The sequence below is a fragment of the Dokdonella sp. GW821-FHT11D02 genome (assembly GCF_058808595.1).
This window is the reverse complement of the sequence record NZ_CM179520.1, coordinates 3,929,210-3,945,228: the sequence shown is the minus strand read 5'-3', so window position 1 is coordinate 3,945,228 and position 16,019 is coordinate 3,929,210. Positions and strand designations below refer to the sequence as shown.

11 protein-coding genes are annotated in these 16,019 nt (G+C 66.2%); 8 read left to right on the top strand and 3 right to left on the bottom strand.

Annotated elements, in window-relative coordinates; translation table 11 throughout:
* Positions 1–71: 71 nt before the first annotated feature.
* Both AC3QL3_RS16865 and AC3QL3_RS16860 read right to left on the bottom strand, forming a co-directional pair.
* On the bottom strand, positions 72–1,535 hold the full coding sequence (locus tag AC3QL3_RS16865; protein ID WP_492895244.1) for an ATP-binding protein: 1,464 nt from the start codon (positions 1,533–1,535) through the stop codon (positions 72–74).
* Between the two features lie 43 nt (positions 1,536–1,578).
* Complete coding sequence (locus tag AC3QL3_RS16860; protein ID WP_492895243.1) at positions 1,579–2,274, bottom strand: response regulator; 696 nt, start codon at positions 2,272–2,274, stop codon at positions 1,579–1,581.
* A gap of 780 nt (positions 2,275–3,054) precedes the next feature.
* Between AC3QL3_RS16860 and AC3QL3_RS16855 the strand changes: the two genes are divergently transcribed.
* From AC3QL3_RS16855 to AC3QL3_RS16845, 3 genes are all read left to right on the top strand, one after another.
* Complete coding sequence (locus tag AC3QL3_RS16855) at positions 3,055–5,799, top strand: protein kinase domain-containing protein (protein ID WP_492895242.1); 2,745 nt, start codon at positions 3,055–3,057, stop codon at positions 5,797–5,799.
* Positions 5,800–5,886: 87 nt separating this feature from the next.
* A complete protein-coding gene (locus tag AC3QL3_RS16850; protein WP_492895241.1) occupies positions 5,887–8,604 on the top strand; it encodes a protein kinase domain-containing protein in 2,718 nt (905 codons plus the stop codon).
* Between the two features lie 232 nt (positions 8,605–8,836).
* Positions 8,837–11,563: a protein kinase domain-containing protein gene (locus tag AC3QL3_RS16845; protein WP_492895240.1), complete on the top strand. Its 2,727-nt coding sequence runs from the start codon at positions 8,837–8,839 to the stop codon at positions 11,561–11,563.
* Here AC3QL3_RS16845 and AC3QL3_RS16840 read toward each other — a convergent pair.
* Entirely contained in the window at positions 11,555–12,235 is a 681-nt protein-coding gene (locus AC3QL3_RS16840; RefSeq protein WP_492895239.1) for a phosphatase PAP2 family protein, read from the bottom strand. The genes AC3QL3_RS16845 and AC3QL3_RS16840 overlap by 9 nt on opposite strands.
* A gap of 243 nt (positions 12,236–12,478) precedes the next feature.
* Between AC3QL3_RS16840 and AC3QL3_RS16835 the strand changes: the two genes are divergently transcribed.
* From AC3QL3_RS16835 to AC3QL3_RS16815, 5 genes are all read left to right on the top strand, one after another.
* Entirely contained in the window at positions 12,479–12,841 is a 363-nt protein-coding gene (locus tag AC3QL3_RS16835; protein WP_492895238.1) for a diacylglycerol kinase, read from the top strand.
* A 141-nt stretch (positions 12,842–12,982) separates the two neighbouring features.
* Positions 12,983–13,735, top strand: a complete 753-nt coding sequence (locus AC3QL3_RS16830; protein WP_492895237.1) for a TerC family protein — start codon at positions 12,983–12,985, stop codon at positions 13,733–13,735.
* 112 nt (positions 13,736–13,847) lie between these two features.
* Positions 13,848–14,465, top strand: coding sequence for a LemA family protein (locus AC3QL3_RS16825; protein WP_492895236.1), 618 nt, complete (start codon positions 13,848–13,850; stop codon positions 14,463–14,465).
* Between the two features lie 12 nt (positions 14,466–14,477).
* Positions 14,478–15,374, top strand: coding sequence for a TPM domain-containing protein (locus AC3QL3_RS16820; RefSeq protein WP_492895235.1), 897 nt, complete (start codon positions 14,478–14,480; stop codon positions 15,372–15,374).
* Complete coding sequence (locus AC3QL3_RS16815; RefSeq protein ID WP_492895234.1) at positions 15,374–15,862, top strand: TPM domain-containing protein; 489 nt, start codon at positions 15,374–15,376, stop codon at positions 15,860–15,862. Before AC3QL3_RS16820 ends, AC3QL3_RS16815 begins: the two co-directional genes overlap by 1 nt.
* Positions 15,863–16,019: the final 157 nt, after the last annotated feature.

Sequence of the window (16,019 nt, the reverse complement as noted above, 5' to 3'; positions counted from 1 at the left end):
CGATCGTCGCCACCGCCGCCGCAGGTTGAGTCGTTGCGCTCGCTATCCGCTGCGCCGGCGCGCTCTATGGGTCAGGAGTGGTGCTTGGCTTCGAGCAGCGGGCGTGCCGCTACGCCTTTCACCGCGGCGGCTGCGCGCGTGGAACCCGCCTCGCGTGGCAACGGCAACTCGATCAGCACTTCGAGCCCGCCGCCCTCGGCATTGCGCGCGAGGATGTGGCCACCGTGGCGCTCGATCGCGCGCCGCGCGATCGCAAGGCCGAGGCCGGTGCCGCCGCTCGAGCGCGTGCGCGCGGCATCGGTGCGATAGAACGGCTCGAAGATGCGGCCGAGCTCGGCTTCCGCCACACCGGGGCCGTGGTCGCGCACGCGGATCAGCGCATTGCCTTCGCCGTCGCGATGCAGCCGCACGCCGACCGTGCTGCCGTCGGCGGTATAGGCGAGCGCGTTGCGGATCACGTTCTCGAATGCGCTGTACAAAGCGGCGTGCGAACCGATCAGCGGCAGCCGCTCGCATTCGATCAGCACCACCTTGCGTCCGCGCGGTGCGCCTTCGTAGTCGGCGTTGGTGATCACATCGCCGAGCAGTTCGTCGAGCGCGATGTGGTCGCGCGGCGCGGTGGTGGCGGTTTCCAGGCGTGACAGTTCGAGCGCCTGCGCAAGCATCGCTTCGAGGCGGTCGGATTCGTGCTCGATGCGATCGAATGCGGCATGGATCTGCGCGGTGTCGCCGCCGCGCGCGAGTTCCAAGGCGACGCGCAGGCGCGCCAGCGGCGAGCGCAGCTCGTGCGAGACGTCGCGCACCAGCAGGCGGTGGCTGTCGACCAGCGCCTTGATGCGCTCGGCCATGGCGTCGAATTCGGTCGCCAGTGCCGTCACTTCGGCGCTGCCGCCGAAGCCGAGCGGACCGACGCGGGCGCCGAGGTCGCCCTCGGCGAAGCGCCGCGTGCTGACCCGGATGCGCGCCAGTGGCGCGGTCACGTACCAGGCGAGCAAGGCCGCGAACAGAGCGCTGACGATCATCGCGACGCCGAGATTGGTCCAGAACACGCCGGGGCGGCGCAGCAGCATGCGCGTCAGGAAATTGCCTTCGAGCACGGCGACCATCGCGTAGACGCCGCCGTCGCGCATGCGGATCGCGCGCGCGCGCAGGCGCTCGCCGTCGCTTTGTACGCTGCCGCGCGGTGGCTCGGCTGCGCTGCTTTGGGCGAGGATCGCGGCGGCGGCATCGTGCACTCGCGTCGACGCTTGGCGCTCGAGCAGCTCGCGGCCGTCGGCGGAAAACACGTAGACGCTGATCCAGCTGAAGTCGGGCGCATTGCGCAGCCAGGCGCGCGCGTCGGCCTCGCCGTCGTGGCGCAGCTCGCGCGCGGTGCGACTGAGCAGGTCGTCCATCTTCGCCTGCAGCCGGGTCACATCCAACCCTGGAATTTTCTCGCTCTCGAGCCGGCTGGTAGTGATCCAGGCGAATGCGAGCAGCACGACCACGGTGGCGAGCCAGATCGCCGCGAGCAGGCGCCAGAACAGGCGCCGCATCACGGCGGCGATCCCCGCACGCGTGAACGCGCGGCCGGTGCGCTCATTCGGCTTCTCCGAGCCGGCGCAGCAGATAGCCGTTGCGCGGAATGGTGGTGATGGGGGAACCGCCGTCGGGTCCGTCGCCGAGCTTGCGGCGCAGGTTGGACACGTGCACGTCGATCGAGCGGTCGAACGGTCCGAGCGGACGCCCGAGCACGCTCTGCGAGATACGTTCTTTGCTGACCGCGCGCCCGGCTTCGCGCATCAGCAGCGCGAGCAGGTCGAATTCGGTCGCGGTCAGCGTGATCGGCTGGCCGTCGACACTGACGCTGCGCGAGGCGGCGCGCAGCCAGATCGGGCCGTTGCGCAGATCGGTCAGGGCTTCGCCGCCTTCGCCGCGTGCGCGGCGCAGCACGGCGCGCAGGCGTGCCGCCAGCTCGCGCGGGTTGCAGGGTTTGGGGATGTAGTCGTCGGCACCGAGTTCGAGGCCGAGGATGCGGTCGATGTCTTCGCCGAGCGCGGTCAGCATCAGCACCGGCACCGCCGATTCGCGACGCAGTTCACGCAAGGCGTCGAGGCCGGTGCGTCCGGGCATCATCACGTCGAGCACGAGCGCATCGAACGGCTCGGCGCGCGCGGCGGCCACCGCGGCGTCGGCGGTATGGGCGAGCAGGACGTCGAAGCCTTCGCGCACGAGAAAATCGCGCAAGAGCTGGGCGAGTTCGTGGTCGTCGTCGGCGAGCAGGATGCGGCTCATGCGAACAGCATATCGCCCGGGCCGGCCCCGATCGCCGGTTCGGCTACGCCTTTGCACGCTTTTACGCCGTGGCCGCAGTGCTTGGATGGGGCTCGCTGCCTGCTCGGCGGGTTGGCGCACGTCCTTGGAAATCATCGGTAAATGGACCTTCGGGCTTCGCTTTGATGGGGCAGGTGACGGTTTCGCCGGAGCGCTCGGGTCGATCGCCGCGACCGTCCCGAAGGCGTTCGGAAAGCCGGGCAGATCCGGGACGGATCTCATGGGTTCGCCAAGGCGATCACAGTCGGACTGAGCCGGCACTAGGCGCGACGGAGCGCGAAGCCGGCCCGGTCGTCCCGCCGTGGGCAGGCCGCTGGAGTCCGTTCGAGGATTCCTGACCCGAGCCGCTTCGCGGAGTGCCGACTCGTGCACCGTCGCCCATGGCCGGTGCACGCTGATTTGAGCCCTCCGGGCCTTCAACGTAAAGTTTCGTACTTAGCGATGCAACTTTTCGTTTTATTCGTTTTCTTTAATCGCACGATGGCGGCCACAGCAGGCCGATTGCAGTGGCGCAACCGTGCCGGGACGTGCGAGCGGGCGGTTTTGGCGACTCGGAATCTTCGGCACGTCAGTGTAGAAGTCGCGCTGCGACTTGTCGGCACGGATCGATAACGGCGTGGTAACGGGGCGGTAACGGCCGCAGGCACCAGGCGTGGGCGCTAACCGTCGTATCATGAGCGGACGTGAGAGGGAGTTTCACCGGCCTGACATTGGCCTGACCGCGAGGTGACGAGGGAGACCATGAGTAGCGATTCGGGCACACCTGCGCAGACTTGCTACCGCTATCGTTTCGGCAGCGCCGAGTTCGACGAGGCTTGGTTCGAGCTGCGCGTGGCCGGTCTACGCGTCGACGTCGAGCGACGGGCGCTGGAAGTGCTGGCCTATCTGCTGCGCCACGCTGGCGAAGTGGTGACCAAGGAAGAATTGTTCCGCGAGGTGTGGGCCGGCCGCGTGACGGTGGACAAGGTGCTGCCGAATGCGGTGGTCAAGCTGCGCCGCGCGCTCGGCGAGGCGAATTCGGAGATGCTGCTGACTCAAGCGCGCGTCGGCTACCGTTTGAACGGGGAGATCGAGCGTGTCGCGGTCGGGCGCAAGCTGATCAGTCGCCTGGAACTGCTGCCGGGCCAGCCGGTCCCTGGTCGCGAGAACTTCGTGTTGCAACGCCAGCTCGGCGGCGGCCACGGCAGCGAGGTGTGGTTGGCCGAACACGCCAAGACGCACGAGCGGCGCGTGTACAAGCTCGGCTTGGACAGCGAACGGCTGCGCGCGCTCAAGCGCGAGGCGACCTTGTCGCGCGTGCTGCAGGAAAGTCTGGAGGACCGCACGCACTTCGTCGAGCTGATCGACTGGAACTTCGAGAACCCGCCGTTCTTTTTGGAGTGCGAATACGGCGGCGACAACCTGTACGAGTGGGCGCGCGAAGGACTGGCCGCAACGACGGCCGAGCAACGGCTGAGCTTGTTCCTGCAGATTTGCGATGCGGTGGCGGCGGCGCACGGCGTCGGCGTGCTGCACAAGGATCTGAAGCCCGCGAACGTGCTGATCGCCTCAGAAGGCGACGACTGGCGCATCCGCCTGACCGACTTCGGCAGCGGCCGCCTGCTCGACCCCGAACGGCTGGAAGAACTCGGCATTACGCAGTTCGGGCTGACCGCGACGCAAAGCGTCAGCACCGATTCCTCCACCGGCACGCCGCTGTACGTGGCGCCGGAAGTGTTCGCCGGTCATACGCCGACGGTGCAGAGCGACGTGTATGCGTTGGGCATCCTGTTGTATCAGCTGCTGGCCGGTGACCTGGGCCGGCCGATGGCGTCGGGCTGGGAGCAGGACGTCGGCGACGAACTGCTGCGCGAAGACATCCGCCTGGCGACCGACGGCAATCCGGCGCGGCGGTTGTCGAGCGCGAGCGAACTGGCGATGCGGCTGCGCAGCCGCGACGAGCGTCGTACGCAGGCGCAGCGCCTGCGCGAGGACGAGGCGCAGGCGCGCATCGCGCGCGAGCAGCTGGCGAAAAGCCGCACGCGGCGGCCGTATCTGATCGCGCTGGCGGCGGCGCTGCTCGCCGGCATCGCCGTCGTGCTGGTGCTGTATCGGGAAGCGCTGAGCGCGCGCGACGCGGCGCAGGACGCGCGTAACGACGCGCAACACGAGTTGGAGCGCTCGAACGCGATCAACCGTTTCCTCAACGAAGACCTGATCGGTCGCGCCAATCCTCTGGTGGCGGCGAAAGGACAGGACGCCTCGTTGAAGGACGTGCTGCTCGGCGCGCGCGACCGCGTCGGCAAGCGCTTCACCGGGCAGCCGCTGACCGAGGCGTCGATACGGACCAGCCTCGGCAAGCTGTTCAATACGATCTCCCGGATACGCGACGCTGAGGAAGAGGAACGGCGCGCACTCGCTCTGTACGAGCACGAAGAAGGACCCGCCAGTCGGGACGCGCTGACTTCGCGTACGCGCCTGGCGCGCTATCTGGCGAAGGCTTCCAAGTTCGACGAAGCGCTCGAAGAGCTGCAAACGGCCGAACGCCTGACCGCCGGTTCCGACGATCCTTATGCGACGTACCTGAAGTCTTCGGCCTGGTCGATCTACTACATGAGCCGCACGGAATTCGCCAAGGGATTGGAGCAATTCCGCATCGCCATTCCGTTGGCGGAGAAGGTCGACCCGGACAATGTCCCGATGCGCGACACGATGCGCATCGAGATGGTCTCGGCACTGTCGAATACCGGCCAGGCGCGCGAAGGGAGAGAGCAGGCGCAGCGCCTGCTCGAAGAGATCTCGATACGCAGCGACGCCAGTGAGTTCATGATCGCGTTGGTCAAGGAGACGTTGGCCGAGGCCTTCGATTTCGAAGGCAATCTCGACGCTGCCGAAAAATATGCGCTCGACGCGCAGCAGACGATCGCTCGGCTGTTCGGCGAGAGTCACATGCGAAACCTGGTCCTGCTCAGTCACCTCTCCGATCTTGCGCGCGCGCGCAAGAACTGGCCGGCCGCGCTCGACTACGCCAAGCGCGCCTACGACGGAATGCACACAAAACTCGGCGATGATGCGAACTACACCAATATGGCGCTCGCAAACGTGGGCCAAATTTTGTTCGAGAGCGGCGATGCGCGCGGCGCCAAGCTTCGATTGGCGGCGGCCTATCCGAAACTGGTAGCGCAACTGGGAGCTGACAATCCGAGCGCTCAACTGGTTGGGTTCTGGCTTGCCGCCACGCAGGTCGAGCTCGGCGAACTGGAGCCGGCGAGTGGTTTGCTGAAGACGCTCGACGAGAAGGCACTCCAAGAAAGCGACGCCAAAGGCGATTGGAAATTCAGGCTGGACGTGCTGCACGCACTCCTCTTGCGCAAGCAGGGAGACGCTGCCGCTGCCACGCCTTTGCTCCAATCCGTCGTGAACGGCGCACAGAAATCCACGGTCGACGACCTGTTCTACGAGAAAGCCAAGCGAGTATTGGCGGCAACGGGCGAGAAGTCCGGGTAGGCCCGAAGATGCGAGACCTTCGCGAAATGAAAGACGCTCGCTCCCGCTGCATTGCGGGCTATAGGCAATCCACCGATCTGAAACGACATGAAGAGTGATCCAGGCGCGACGGCGCAATCCTATTATCGCTACCGCTTCGGTGGGGCCGAGTTCGACGAAGCGACCTTCGAGTTGCGCGTCGCGGGACTGCGTGTGGAAGTGGAACGCCGCGCACTCGAAGTATTGGCGTATCTGTTGCGCCATGCCGGCGAAGTGGTGACTAAGGAAGAGCTGTTCCGCGAGGTGTGGGCGGGGCGCGTGACGGTGGACAAGGTGCTGCCGAACGCGATCACCAAGCTGCGCCGCGCGTTCGGCGAAGCGAACGCGGAGCTGCTGCTGACCCAGCCGCGCGTCGGTTATCGCATGAGCGGCGTGGTCGAGCGCATCGCCGTCGGGCGCAAACTGGCGAGCCAGCTCGAGCTGCACTCAGGGCAGCCGGTGCCGGGGCGCGAGAATTTCGTGCTGCAGCGTCAGCTCGGCGGCGGTCACGGCAGCGAGGTGTGGCTGGCGGAACATGGGAAGACACGCGAGCAGCGTGTGTACAAGTTCGGCTTGGACGGCGAGCGGCTGCGTGCGCTCAAGCGCGAAGCGACCTTGTCGCGCGTGCTGCAAGAAGGCCTGGAGGACCGCACGCACTTCGTCGAGCTGATCGACTGGAACTTCGAGAATCCGCCGTTCTTTTTGGAGTGCGAATACGGCGGCGACAACCTGTACGAGTGGGCGCGAGAAAGACTGACCGCGACCCCCGCCGAGCAACGGCTGAGCTTGTTCCTGCAGATCTGCGATGCGGTGGCGGCGGCGCACGGCGTCGGCGTGCTGCACAAAGACCTGAAACCCGCGAACGTACTGATCGCGCCAGAAGGCGACGACTGGCGCATCCGCCTGACCGACTTCGGCAGCGGCCGCCTGCTCGACCCCGAACGGCTGGAAGAACTCGGCATTACGCAGTTCGGGCTGACCGCGACGCAAAGCGTCAGCACCGACTCCTCCACCGGCACGCCGCTGTACGTCGCGCCGGAAGTGTTCGCCGGTCATACGCCGACGGTGCAGAGCGACGTCTACGCGTTGGGCATCCTGTTGTATCAGCTATTGGCCGGTGATCTGGGCCGGCCGATGGCATCGGGCTGGGAGCAGGATGTCGGCGACGAACTGCTGCGCGAAGACATTCGTTTGGCGACCGACGGCAATCCGGCGCGGCGGTTGTCGAGCGCGAGCGAACTGGCGATGCGGCTGCGCAGCCGCGACGAGCGTCGTACGCAGGCGCAGCGCCTGCGCGAGGACGAGGCGCAGGCGCGCATCGCACGCGAGCAGCTGGCGAGAAGCCGCACGCGGCGGCCGTACCTGATCGCGCTGGCGGTGGCGCTGCTCGCCGGTATTGCGGTGGTGCTGATGCTGTACCGGGAAGCGCTGAGTGCGCGCAATGCGGCGCAGCGCGAGCTGGAGCGAGCCACCGCGATCAATCGCTTTCTCAACGAAGAACTGATCAGCACGACCAATCCGTTCGTCGCGGCGAAAGGGCAGAGCACGTCGCTCAAGGATGCCCTGCTCGGCGCGCGCGATCGCATCGCCAAGCGATTCGCCGGGCAGCCGCTGACCGAAGCGTCGATCCGCGCCAGCCTGGTGGCCTCGCTCAATATGCTCGAGCTGTTCCCGGAAGCCGAGGCGGAGGCGCGTCGCGCGCTGTCGTTGTACGAAAGGGAGGAGGGCGAGGCCAGCCGTGACGCCCTGCGTGCGCGCTCGATGCTGGTCCGCATCCTCACCCGCACGGCCAAATTCGACGAGGCGCTGAAGGAGATTCAGACGCTCGATTCGCTCACCGCCGGTGCGACCGATGCGTGGTCGAAGTATCTGGTTTCGTCGGCCAAGGCCACTTACTTCGCGAACCGCGGCGACTACGCCAAGGCGGTGCCGGAATTCCAGATCGCGGTGCCGGCGATACGCCAGGCGGACCCCGACAACACCACGGTACGCGACTCGCTGCGCATGGACATGATCAGCGTGCAGACGCAGACCGGGCAGGTCGACGAAGCCTTGCGTGAGGGAGAGAGCCTGATCGACGAGATCGCCGCGCGCGAAGGCGACAGCGAACTGGTGCTCGCCTTCGCCAAGGCCAGCGTGGCGCGCGCCTACGCCGTCAAGGGCGACGATGGCAAGGCCGAACGGCAATTGCTCGACGCGCAAAAAATCATCGTGAAGCTACTCGGGGCGGAACACACGCGCAATCTGGTCATTCTGAGCGACCTCTACGACATCGAGGTGCGCCGCAAGAAATGGCCCGAGGCTTTGGACTATGCACGGCGCGTCTACGAAGGCTTCAACGCCAAACTCGGTGCGGAGCACAACATCACCAATCTGACCCTGGTCAATCTCGGCCAGGCGCTGTACGAATCGGGCGATGCGCGCGAGGCGGAGAGCCGCTTGCGGCTGGCCCAGCAAAAGCTTTCCGCGCAGCTTTCGGCCCAGAGTCCGCAAGCGCAGAGCGCCGCTTTCTGGCTCGCCGCAGCCGAAGTCGAACTGGGCAAATACGAAGACGCCGGCGGCATGCTCCAAGCGCTCGACGAGAAGGCCTTGGAAACTCTCGCGCCCGATGGCGCGTGGAAGTTTCGCCTCGACGCCTTGCGTGGGCTCCTGCTCAGCAAGCGTGGTGACGATCGTGCTGCCGCGCCCTTGCTGAAATCGGCGACGGAAGGCTTGCAGCAGAAGTCGATGACCGACGATTCGTTTTACAAGAAGGCGCAGGCCGCATTGGCCGCAGCCAAGCCGTAGCCGGACCGAGCGAGTCGAGCTCGGCGCCGGCCGGGCTCGATGCGATCCGCATAGAGAGTGATCTGCATCACACAATGACGCTCGCGTTGCGGCGCGCCGGTGCGCCCGCATCTCTTGGCCGCGCCACGTCGGTAGCGAATGCGATAGCGTGTCGCGCCGCGCTGGGTAAGCGAATCGGCAGACGAGTACGGATGCCGGCGGGCGGTGAACTTCAGGACGATCTCCCAAAGCTATGAGCAACGGTTCGAAAAGCGTATCCGCGGTCGACTATCGCTATCGTTTCGGCAGCGCCGAGTTCGACGAAGCGACTTTCGAGTTACGCGTCGCAGGCTTGCGCGTGGAAGCGGAGCGGCGCGCGCTCGCGGTGTTGGCGTATCTGCTGCGCCACGCCGGCGAGGTGGTGACCAAGGAAGAACTATTCCGCGAAGTCTGGTCGGATCGCGTGACGGTGGAAAAAGTCCTGCCGAATGCGGTGGTCAAATTGCGCCGCGCGCTCGGTGAGGCGAATGCAGAGCTGCTGCTGACTCTGCCGCGCGTCGGTTATCGCATGAGCGGCGTGGTCGAGCGCGTCGCCGTCGGCCGCAAGCTGACGAGCCAGCTCGAACTGCGCGTGGGCCTACCGGTGCCCGGCCGCGAGAACTTCGTCCTGCAACGCCAGCTCGGCGGCAGCCGCGGCAGTGAGGTGTGGTTGGCCGAACACGCGAAGACGCACGAGCGGCGCGTGTACAAGCTTGGCTTGGACAGCGAACGGCTGCGCGCGCTCAAGCGCGAAGCGACCTTGTCGCGCGTGCTGCAGGAAAGTCTGGAGGACCGCACGCACTTCGTCGAGCTGATCGACTGGAACTTCGAGAACCCGCCGTTCTTTTTGGAGTGCGAATACGGCGGCGACAACCTGTACGAGTGGGCGCGCGAAGGACTGGCCGCAACGACGGCCGAGCAACGGCTGAGCTTGTTCCTGCAGATTTGCGATGCGGTGGCGGCGGCGCACGGCGTCGGCGTGCTGCACAAGGATCTGAAGCCCGCGAACGTGCTGATCGCCTCAGAAGGCGACGACTGGCGCATCCGCCTGACCGACTTCGGCAGCGGCCGCCTGCTCGACCCCGAACGGCTGGAAGAACTCGGCATTACGCAGTTCGGGCTGACCGCGACGCAAAGCGTCAGCACCGATTCCTCCACCGGCACGCCGCTGTACGTGGCGCCGGAAGTGTTCGCCGGTCATACGCCGACGGTGCAGAGCGACGTGTATGCGTTGGGCATCCTGTTGTATCAGCTGCTGGCCGGTGACCTGGGCCGGCCGATGGCGTCGGGCTGGGAGCAGGACGTCGGCGACGAACTGCTGCGCGAAGACATCCGCCTGGCGACCGACGGCAATCCGGCGCGGCGGTTGTCGAGCGCGAGCGAACTGGCGATGCGGCTGCGCAGCCGCGACGAGCGTCGTACGCAGGCGCAGCGCCTGCGCGAGGACGAGGCGCAGGCGCGCATCGCGCGCGAGCAGCTGGCGAAAAGCCGCACGCGGCGGCCGTATCTGATCGCGCTGGCGGCGGCGCTGCTCGCCGGCATCGCTGTCGTGCTGGTGCTGTATCGGGAAGCGTTGAGCGCACGCAACGCAGCGCAACGCGAGCTCGAACGTTCGAACGCGATTAATCGCTTCCTCAACGAGGATCTGATCGGCCGCTCGAATCCAAGGGTCATGGAAAAAGGCGCGAATGCACCCTTGAAGGACTTGTTGATGGGAGCGCGCACGCGCATCGCCGAACGCTTCGGTGCACAGCCTCTGACCGAAGCGTCGATCCGCCTCAGCCTGGCGCCGGTGCTCAACTCAGTCGGTTTCGTGAGCGAAGCGGAGGACGAGGCACGGCAGGCCTTGGCGCTGTACGAACGGGAGGAAGGTACTGCCGATCTGCACACGGTGAAGGCGCGCTCGCTTCGTATCCTCTACTTGTCGAGGTTGTCGAAGTTCGATCCAGCGCTGGAGGAGCTGAAAGTTCTGGATCGCTCGACGGCAGGTCAGGACGATCCGGCCGTCGGCTACCTGAAGGCGAGGGCGTGGGGTCTCTCCTATTTGTCCCGGAGCGAGACGCGAGAGGGCTTGGCGCAATACCGAATCGCCATTCCACTGCTTGAACGTTCCGAGCCGGACAATCTGGTCACACGGGACGCACTGCGGCTCGACCTGATCCATGCGCTGACCGAGCTGGGTGAATTGCGCGAAGCGCGTCAGGAGGGGCAGGCCCTGCTCGACGAGGTTTCCTCGCGCAGAGGCGACTACGTCCTGGTGACCACCAACGCCAAACACGAACTCGCCCGTGTGATGATCCTCGAGGGCGATCTCGACACGGCCGAGGCGCAGCTGATCGAGGTGCAGAAAGTCGTGCTGGCGCTGCTCGGCCCGGAGCACGGCAGCTATTTGCGAGTACTCGACGATCTCGCGCACGTGGCTCAATTGCGCAAGGATTGGCCGGCAGCTCTGAAGTACGTCGAGCTTGCTTATGAGATCGCGCGCAAGAAATTCGGTGACGATTCGAGCGTCACCAACATCTCATTGATGACCTGGGGGCAGTTTTCCTACGAAAGCGGTCGCTTGCAGGAGGCCGAAGCGCGTCTCTCGATGGCGCACGAGAAGCTTGTCGCGAAACTTTCGGCGGACAATGCGGAGAGTCAGTACGCCGGTTCCTACCTTGCCGCCGTCAAGATCGCTCTGGGCAAACTCGACGAAGCAGCTGCCGTGCTAGGCACGTTGTACGAAAAATTGCTTTCGGGGGGCGGAGCCGATGCGCAGTCACGGTGGCGTTTGGAAGCGTTGCGAGGCTTGTTGCTCGCGCGGCGCGGTGACGCGCGAGCAGCAGCACCCTTGCTGCAGTCCGCGATCGAGGGCATGCAAAAAGCCGACGCCACCGATGAGCGCATTTATCTCGAGGCGCAACAGGCCTTGAGTGCGCTTTCCGGATCGTCAAGATAGCGCTGCGCCGGATCCTGCCGCCGTCGCTGGCGCAGCCTTATGCGGTGGCGTCGGCGCGAGCCAACCCCGGAGAATGCTAGCGAACAGCAGCGCATACAGCGCCGCGATCAGCGCCGAGGCCGAGACGTCCGAAAGGAAGTGCTTGGCCAGGTCAATACGCGCCAGTGCGACGAAAGATGGAACGGCCAGCAGCAAGACGCGCAGCCAGCGAACCGGACAAGCCGCCGCCAGCGGCAGCAGCAGACCAAAGTAGAACGCCGAGTGGCCGGACGGAAACGAGACGCCGCCCGCGAACCAGACGTGATTCCAATCGCCACCGTCGAGCAGTTGGTGCGGGCGCAAGCGGCCGAAATAATCCTTGCCGACGGACATCGTTTCGATCGTCGCGAACTGCACCAGCGCGGAGGCGATCAGCACGCGCGGCCAGCGCCGCCGTCGCCACGCAACGCATCCGGCCAAGCCGGTGCCGAGGGCGATGCAGCCCGCCAGCCAGAACCACACGTGCATGCCGCTGAGTGCGTCGAGCGCGGCGAGTCCGCGCGCGAAGAGCGCCGCGTTATCGATGCCGCTGGCGCGCACCCATTCGGCCAGCGGCCGATCGAGACCGAGCAGTCCGCTCGCGAACAACGCGGCGGCGATCGCGGCGACTGTCGCGAGCAGGCGGCGGTTCACGTGTAGTTCGCGCTAGGGTCTGGGTGCGTGAGTGCGACCGAAAACACTGCGGCGCGGCCGCCTGGATCGTGTTTCACCGGTTCGAGGCCCCTCTGTGCGCGCGTCGGTTTCGAGTGGCATCATAGCGCGCCCTCATCCGGTCCCGCGCAGCGCCATGCCGAAATTCGAACGCGTGTCATCGGGCCGCCGCCGTTGGCGGTCGAGCCATCACTACGTTCCGCTTCGCACGCCGGCCACCTGACGATGCCGAGCACCGAACCGCGTGGTCCGCGCCAGATCTGGCGCGCCTTTCAGTGGTCGATGGCGGGCCTGCGTGCGGCTTGGCGGCACGAGTCCTCGTTCCGTCTCGAAGCGTATCTGTGCGCGATCTTGTTTCCGCTCGGCCTCTGGCTCGGCAACGGTGCGATCGAGAAAGTCATACTCAGCGGCAGTCTGCTCCTGGTGCTGTCGGCCGAACTCCTCAATTCCGCGATCGAGGCGATCGTCGACAAAGCCAGCCCGGAGTTCCACGAACTTGCCGGCCGCGCCAAGGACATGGGCTCGGCGGCGGTGTTGTTGCTGATGTTCAACGTTCTCTTATGCTGGGGCCTGATACTGTTGGTCTGAGCGCACGTGCGATCTGGCTGCCGCTCCGTTCACGCGATCGGCCGCAGCCGGACGCGTCGCAGCCGCGAGGAGTGCCGGACATCGTTCGCGCCGGCGCTTGCGTGCACCGGGTTTGAATGAGTCGCAGCGGAGTTCGAGTACTTGGATCTGATCACCGACCCGCAGACCTGGATTGCGCTGCTGACCCTGTCCACGCTCGAGATCGTGCTCGGCGTCGACAATCTCGTCTTCATTTCGATCGCGGTGAGCCGGCTGCCGCTCGAGCGGCGTTCGCGTGCGCGCCGCATCGGCCTCGCCTTCGCCTGCATCACGCGCATCCTGCTGCTGTTGTCGCTGGCCCATCTGGCGGCGATGGACGACCGTACTTCGTCTTTGTTCCGCATGTTCGGCCAGGTCATTTCGGTCCGCGATCTGGTGCTGATCGGCGGCGGCATCTTCCTGGTGGTCAAGGGCGTGATGGAGATCATCGACGCGGTCGGCGAGGCGGACCACGAGGGCGGCGGCCGCGCCTCGGCCAGCTTCGCCCTGGTGATCGCGCAGATCGCGCTGATCGACATCGTGTTCTCGCTCGACTCGGTGATCACCGCGGTGGGCATGATCAACATCCTGCCGGTGATGGTCGCCGCGATCGTGCTGGCGGTGCTGGTGATGATCTTCGTGGCCGATCCGATCGGTGCCTTCATCGATCGTCATCCGCGCGTGAAGATGCTGGCGCTGGCGTTCATCATCCTGGTCGGCGTGGTGCTCTTGTGCGACGGCCTCGGCGTGCACATCCAGCGCGGCTATCTGTACTTCGCGATGGCGTTCTCGATCGCGGTCGAGCTGCTCAATCTGTTGGCCGAACGCCGCCAGCGGCAGCGTCGCGAGCGCGGCATCGGTGTCGGCGACGGCTGAGCCGCGCCGGCGAATGTCAGAAATCCATGCAGGCGCTTGCGCGCCGGCGCGCTCCGGGCCAGAGTAAGGCGGACCCGCTAGATTCGGGCCTGGCCGTCAACGGAGAGGGAATATGCGCGCGATTCGATTCGTTGCCTTGTTGCTGCTCGTCAGCTTGCTCAGCGGTTGCGGCTACAACCAGATCCAGTCCAAGGACGAGGGCGTCAAGGCCGCCTGGTCGGAAGTACTGAATCAATATCAACGCCGCGCCGACCTGGTGCCGAACCTGGTCAACACGGTCAAAGGTTACGCGCAGCACGAAGAAGAAGTGTTCACCAAGGTCACCGAGGCGCGCGCCAAGGTCGGCCAGATCAACATCAGCGCCGACGATCTCTCCGACGAGAACAAGTTGAAGGTGTTCCAACAGGCGCAGGGCGAGCTGTCGAGCGCGCTGTCGCGCCTAATGGCGGTGTCGGAGAACTATCCGCAGCTGAAGGCCGACGGCTTGTTCCAGAATCTGCAGGCGCAGCTGGAAGGCACCGAAAACCGCGTCACCGTCGCGCGCAACCGCTACATCCAGGTGATCCAGGACTACAACACCTACATCCGCTCGTTCCCGACCAACCTGACCGCGAAGCTGTTCGGCTACAAGACCAAGGCGAACTTCTCGGTCGAGAACGAGAAGCAGATTTCGACTGCACCGACGGTCGACTTCAACAAGCCAACAACACAGCCGCAACCGCAGAACTAAGCGCCGACCGCGATGCGCAGGCTCGCGGCACTTCTGTTCGGCGGCTTGATCGCCGCCGCCGCGTTCGCCGCGGATGGCGATCTGCTGCCGAGCGGAGTGCGCGCGATCCCGCCGTTGAACGCGCGCGTCACCGATCTCACCGGCACGTTCGACGCGCAGCAGAAGCAGGCGCTGGAAAGTCGCTTGGCCGCACTCGAGCAGAGCAAGGGCGCGCAGGTCGGCGTGCTGCTGGTGCCGACCACGCAGCCGGAAGACATCGCGCAGTACGGCATCCGCGTCGGCGAGGCGTGGAAGCTCGGCCGCAAGGGCAGCAGCGACGGCGTGATCCTGATCGTCGCGAAAGACGATCGCCGCGTGCGCATCGAAGTGGGCACAGGTCTCGAAGGTGCCATCCCCGACGCGGCCGCCGCGCGCATCATTCGCGAATACATCACGCCGAAATTCCGCGGCAACGACTACTACGGCGGCGTCGACGAGGCGGTCGGCGCGCTGACCAAGCTGGTCAACGACGAGCCGCTGCCGCCGCCGTTGACCGACGACGACGCACGCGGCCGCATGGACGTCGGCACGGCGGTGTTGATCGCGATCTTCGTCGGCTTCTGGGCGCGCGGCATGTTCGGGCGCCTGCCGGCGCCGCCGCGCGCAGGTCTGGTCGCGGCCGTCACCGGCGGCGCCGGCTGGCTGCTCAGCGGCCTGGTGCCGCTCGGCATCGGTCTCGGCGTGCTCGGCCTGATCCTCGGTTTCCTCGGTGGCGGTGGCGGCGGCGGTTTCGCCAACCGCGGCGGCTGGGGCGGTTTCGGCGGCGGCTTGGGCGGAGGCGGCTGGGGTGGCGGCGGCGGTGGCGGGGGAGGCGGTTTCAGCGGTGGCGGCGGCGGTTTCTCCGGCGGCGGCGCCTCGGGGAGCTGGTGATGCGCGCGCTGCGACATCTGTTCGACTTCGGCCTGGCCAAGCGGCGCTTTCCGCCGGCGACGTTGGATGCGATCCAGCGCGCGATCAAGGCCAGCGAACATCGTCATCTCGGCGAGATCGTCTTCGCGGTCGAAGGCACGCTGTCGTCGCTCGACGCCTTGCGCGGTCTCGGCGCGCGCGAGCGTGCGCAGCAGGCGTTCGCGCAGCTGCGCGTGTGGAACACCGAGTACAACAGCGGCGTGCTGGTCTACGTGCTCCTGGCCGAGCATGCGATCGAAGTCGTCGCCGACCGCGGCATCGCCGCGCGCGTGGCCGAAGCGGAGTGGAGCGAGGTCTGCGCGCTGATTCGGCAGCATTTCGCGAGCGGCGACTACGAGCGCGGCGCCGTCGCCGGGGTCGAGGCGATCAGCGCGATCCTCGCGCGTCATTTTCCGTTCGACGGGCGCCGTAACGCCGACGAACTGCCCGATCGCCCGGTCCTGCTGTAGGTCCTGACCCTTTCCGCACCGGCCTCGCGCCCGCCAGCGGTGGACGAGCGGTAGCGGAATCCCGACAGGCACGCCCTCGCGCGGCCCAAGCTTGAATATCGGTGTCGATCCTAAAAGTGTGACGCAGTTCTCTGTTATTCTGTTTTCGCGACCTGGG

What these genes read in the sequence shown, in the direction of transcription:
- AC3QL3_RS16865 (WP_492895244.1), bottom strand. Translation starts at nt 1,535, where the DNA reads ATGCGGCGCCTGTTCTGGCGCCTGCTCGCGGCGATCTGGCTCGCCACC.
- AC3QL3_RS16860 (WP_492895243.1), bottom strand. Translation starts at nt 2,274, where the DNA reads ATGAGCCGCATCCTGCTCGCCGACGACGACCACGAACTCGCCCAGCTC.
- AC3QL3_RS16855 (WP_492895242.1), top strand. Translation starts at nt 3,055, where the DNA reads ATGAGTAGCGATTCGGGCACACCTGCGCAGACTTGCTACCGCTATCGT.
- AC3QL3_RS16850 (WP_492895241.1), top strand. Translation starts at nt 5,887, where the DNA reads ATGAAGAGTGATCCAGGCGCGACGGCGCAATCCTATTATCGCTACCGC.
- AC3QL3_RS16845 (WP_492895240.1), top strand. Translation starts at nt 8,837, where the DNA reads ATGAGCAACGGTTCGAAAAGCGTATCCGCGGTCGACTATCGCTATCGT.
- AC3QL3_RS16835 (WP_492895238.1), top strand. Translation starts at nt 12,479, where the DNA reads ATGCCGAGCACCGAACCGCGTGGTCCGCGCCAGATCTGGCGCGCCTTT.
- AC3QL3_RS16825 (WP_492895236.1), top strand. Translation starts at nt 13,848, where the DNA reads ATGCGCGCGATTCGATTCGTTGCCTTGTTGCTGCTCGTCAGCTTGCTC.
- AC3QL3_RS16820 (WP_492895235.1), top strand. Translation starts at nt 14,478, where the DNA reads ATGCGCAGGCTCGCGGCACTTCTGTTCGGCGGCTTGATCGCCGCCGCC.
- AC3QL3_RS16815 (WP_492895234.1), top strand. Translation starts at nt 15,374, where the DNA reads ATGCGCGCGCTGCGACATCTGTTCGACTTCGGCCTGGCCAAGCGGCGC.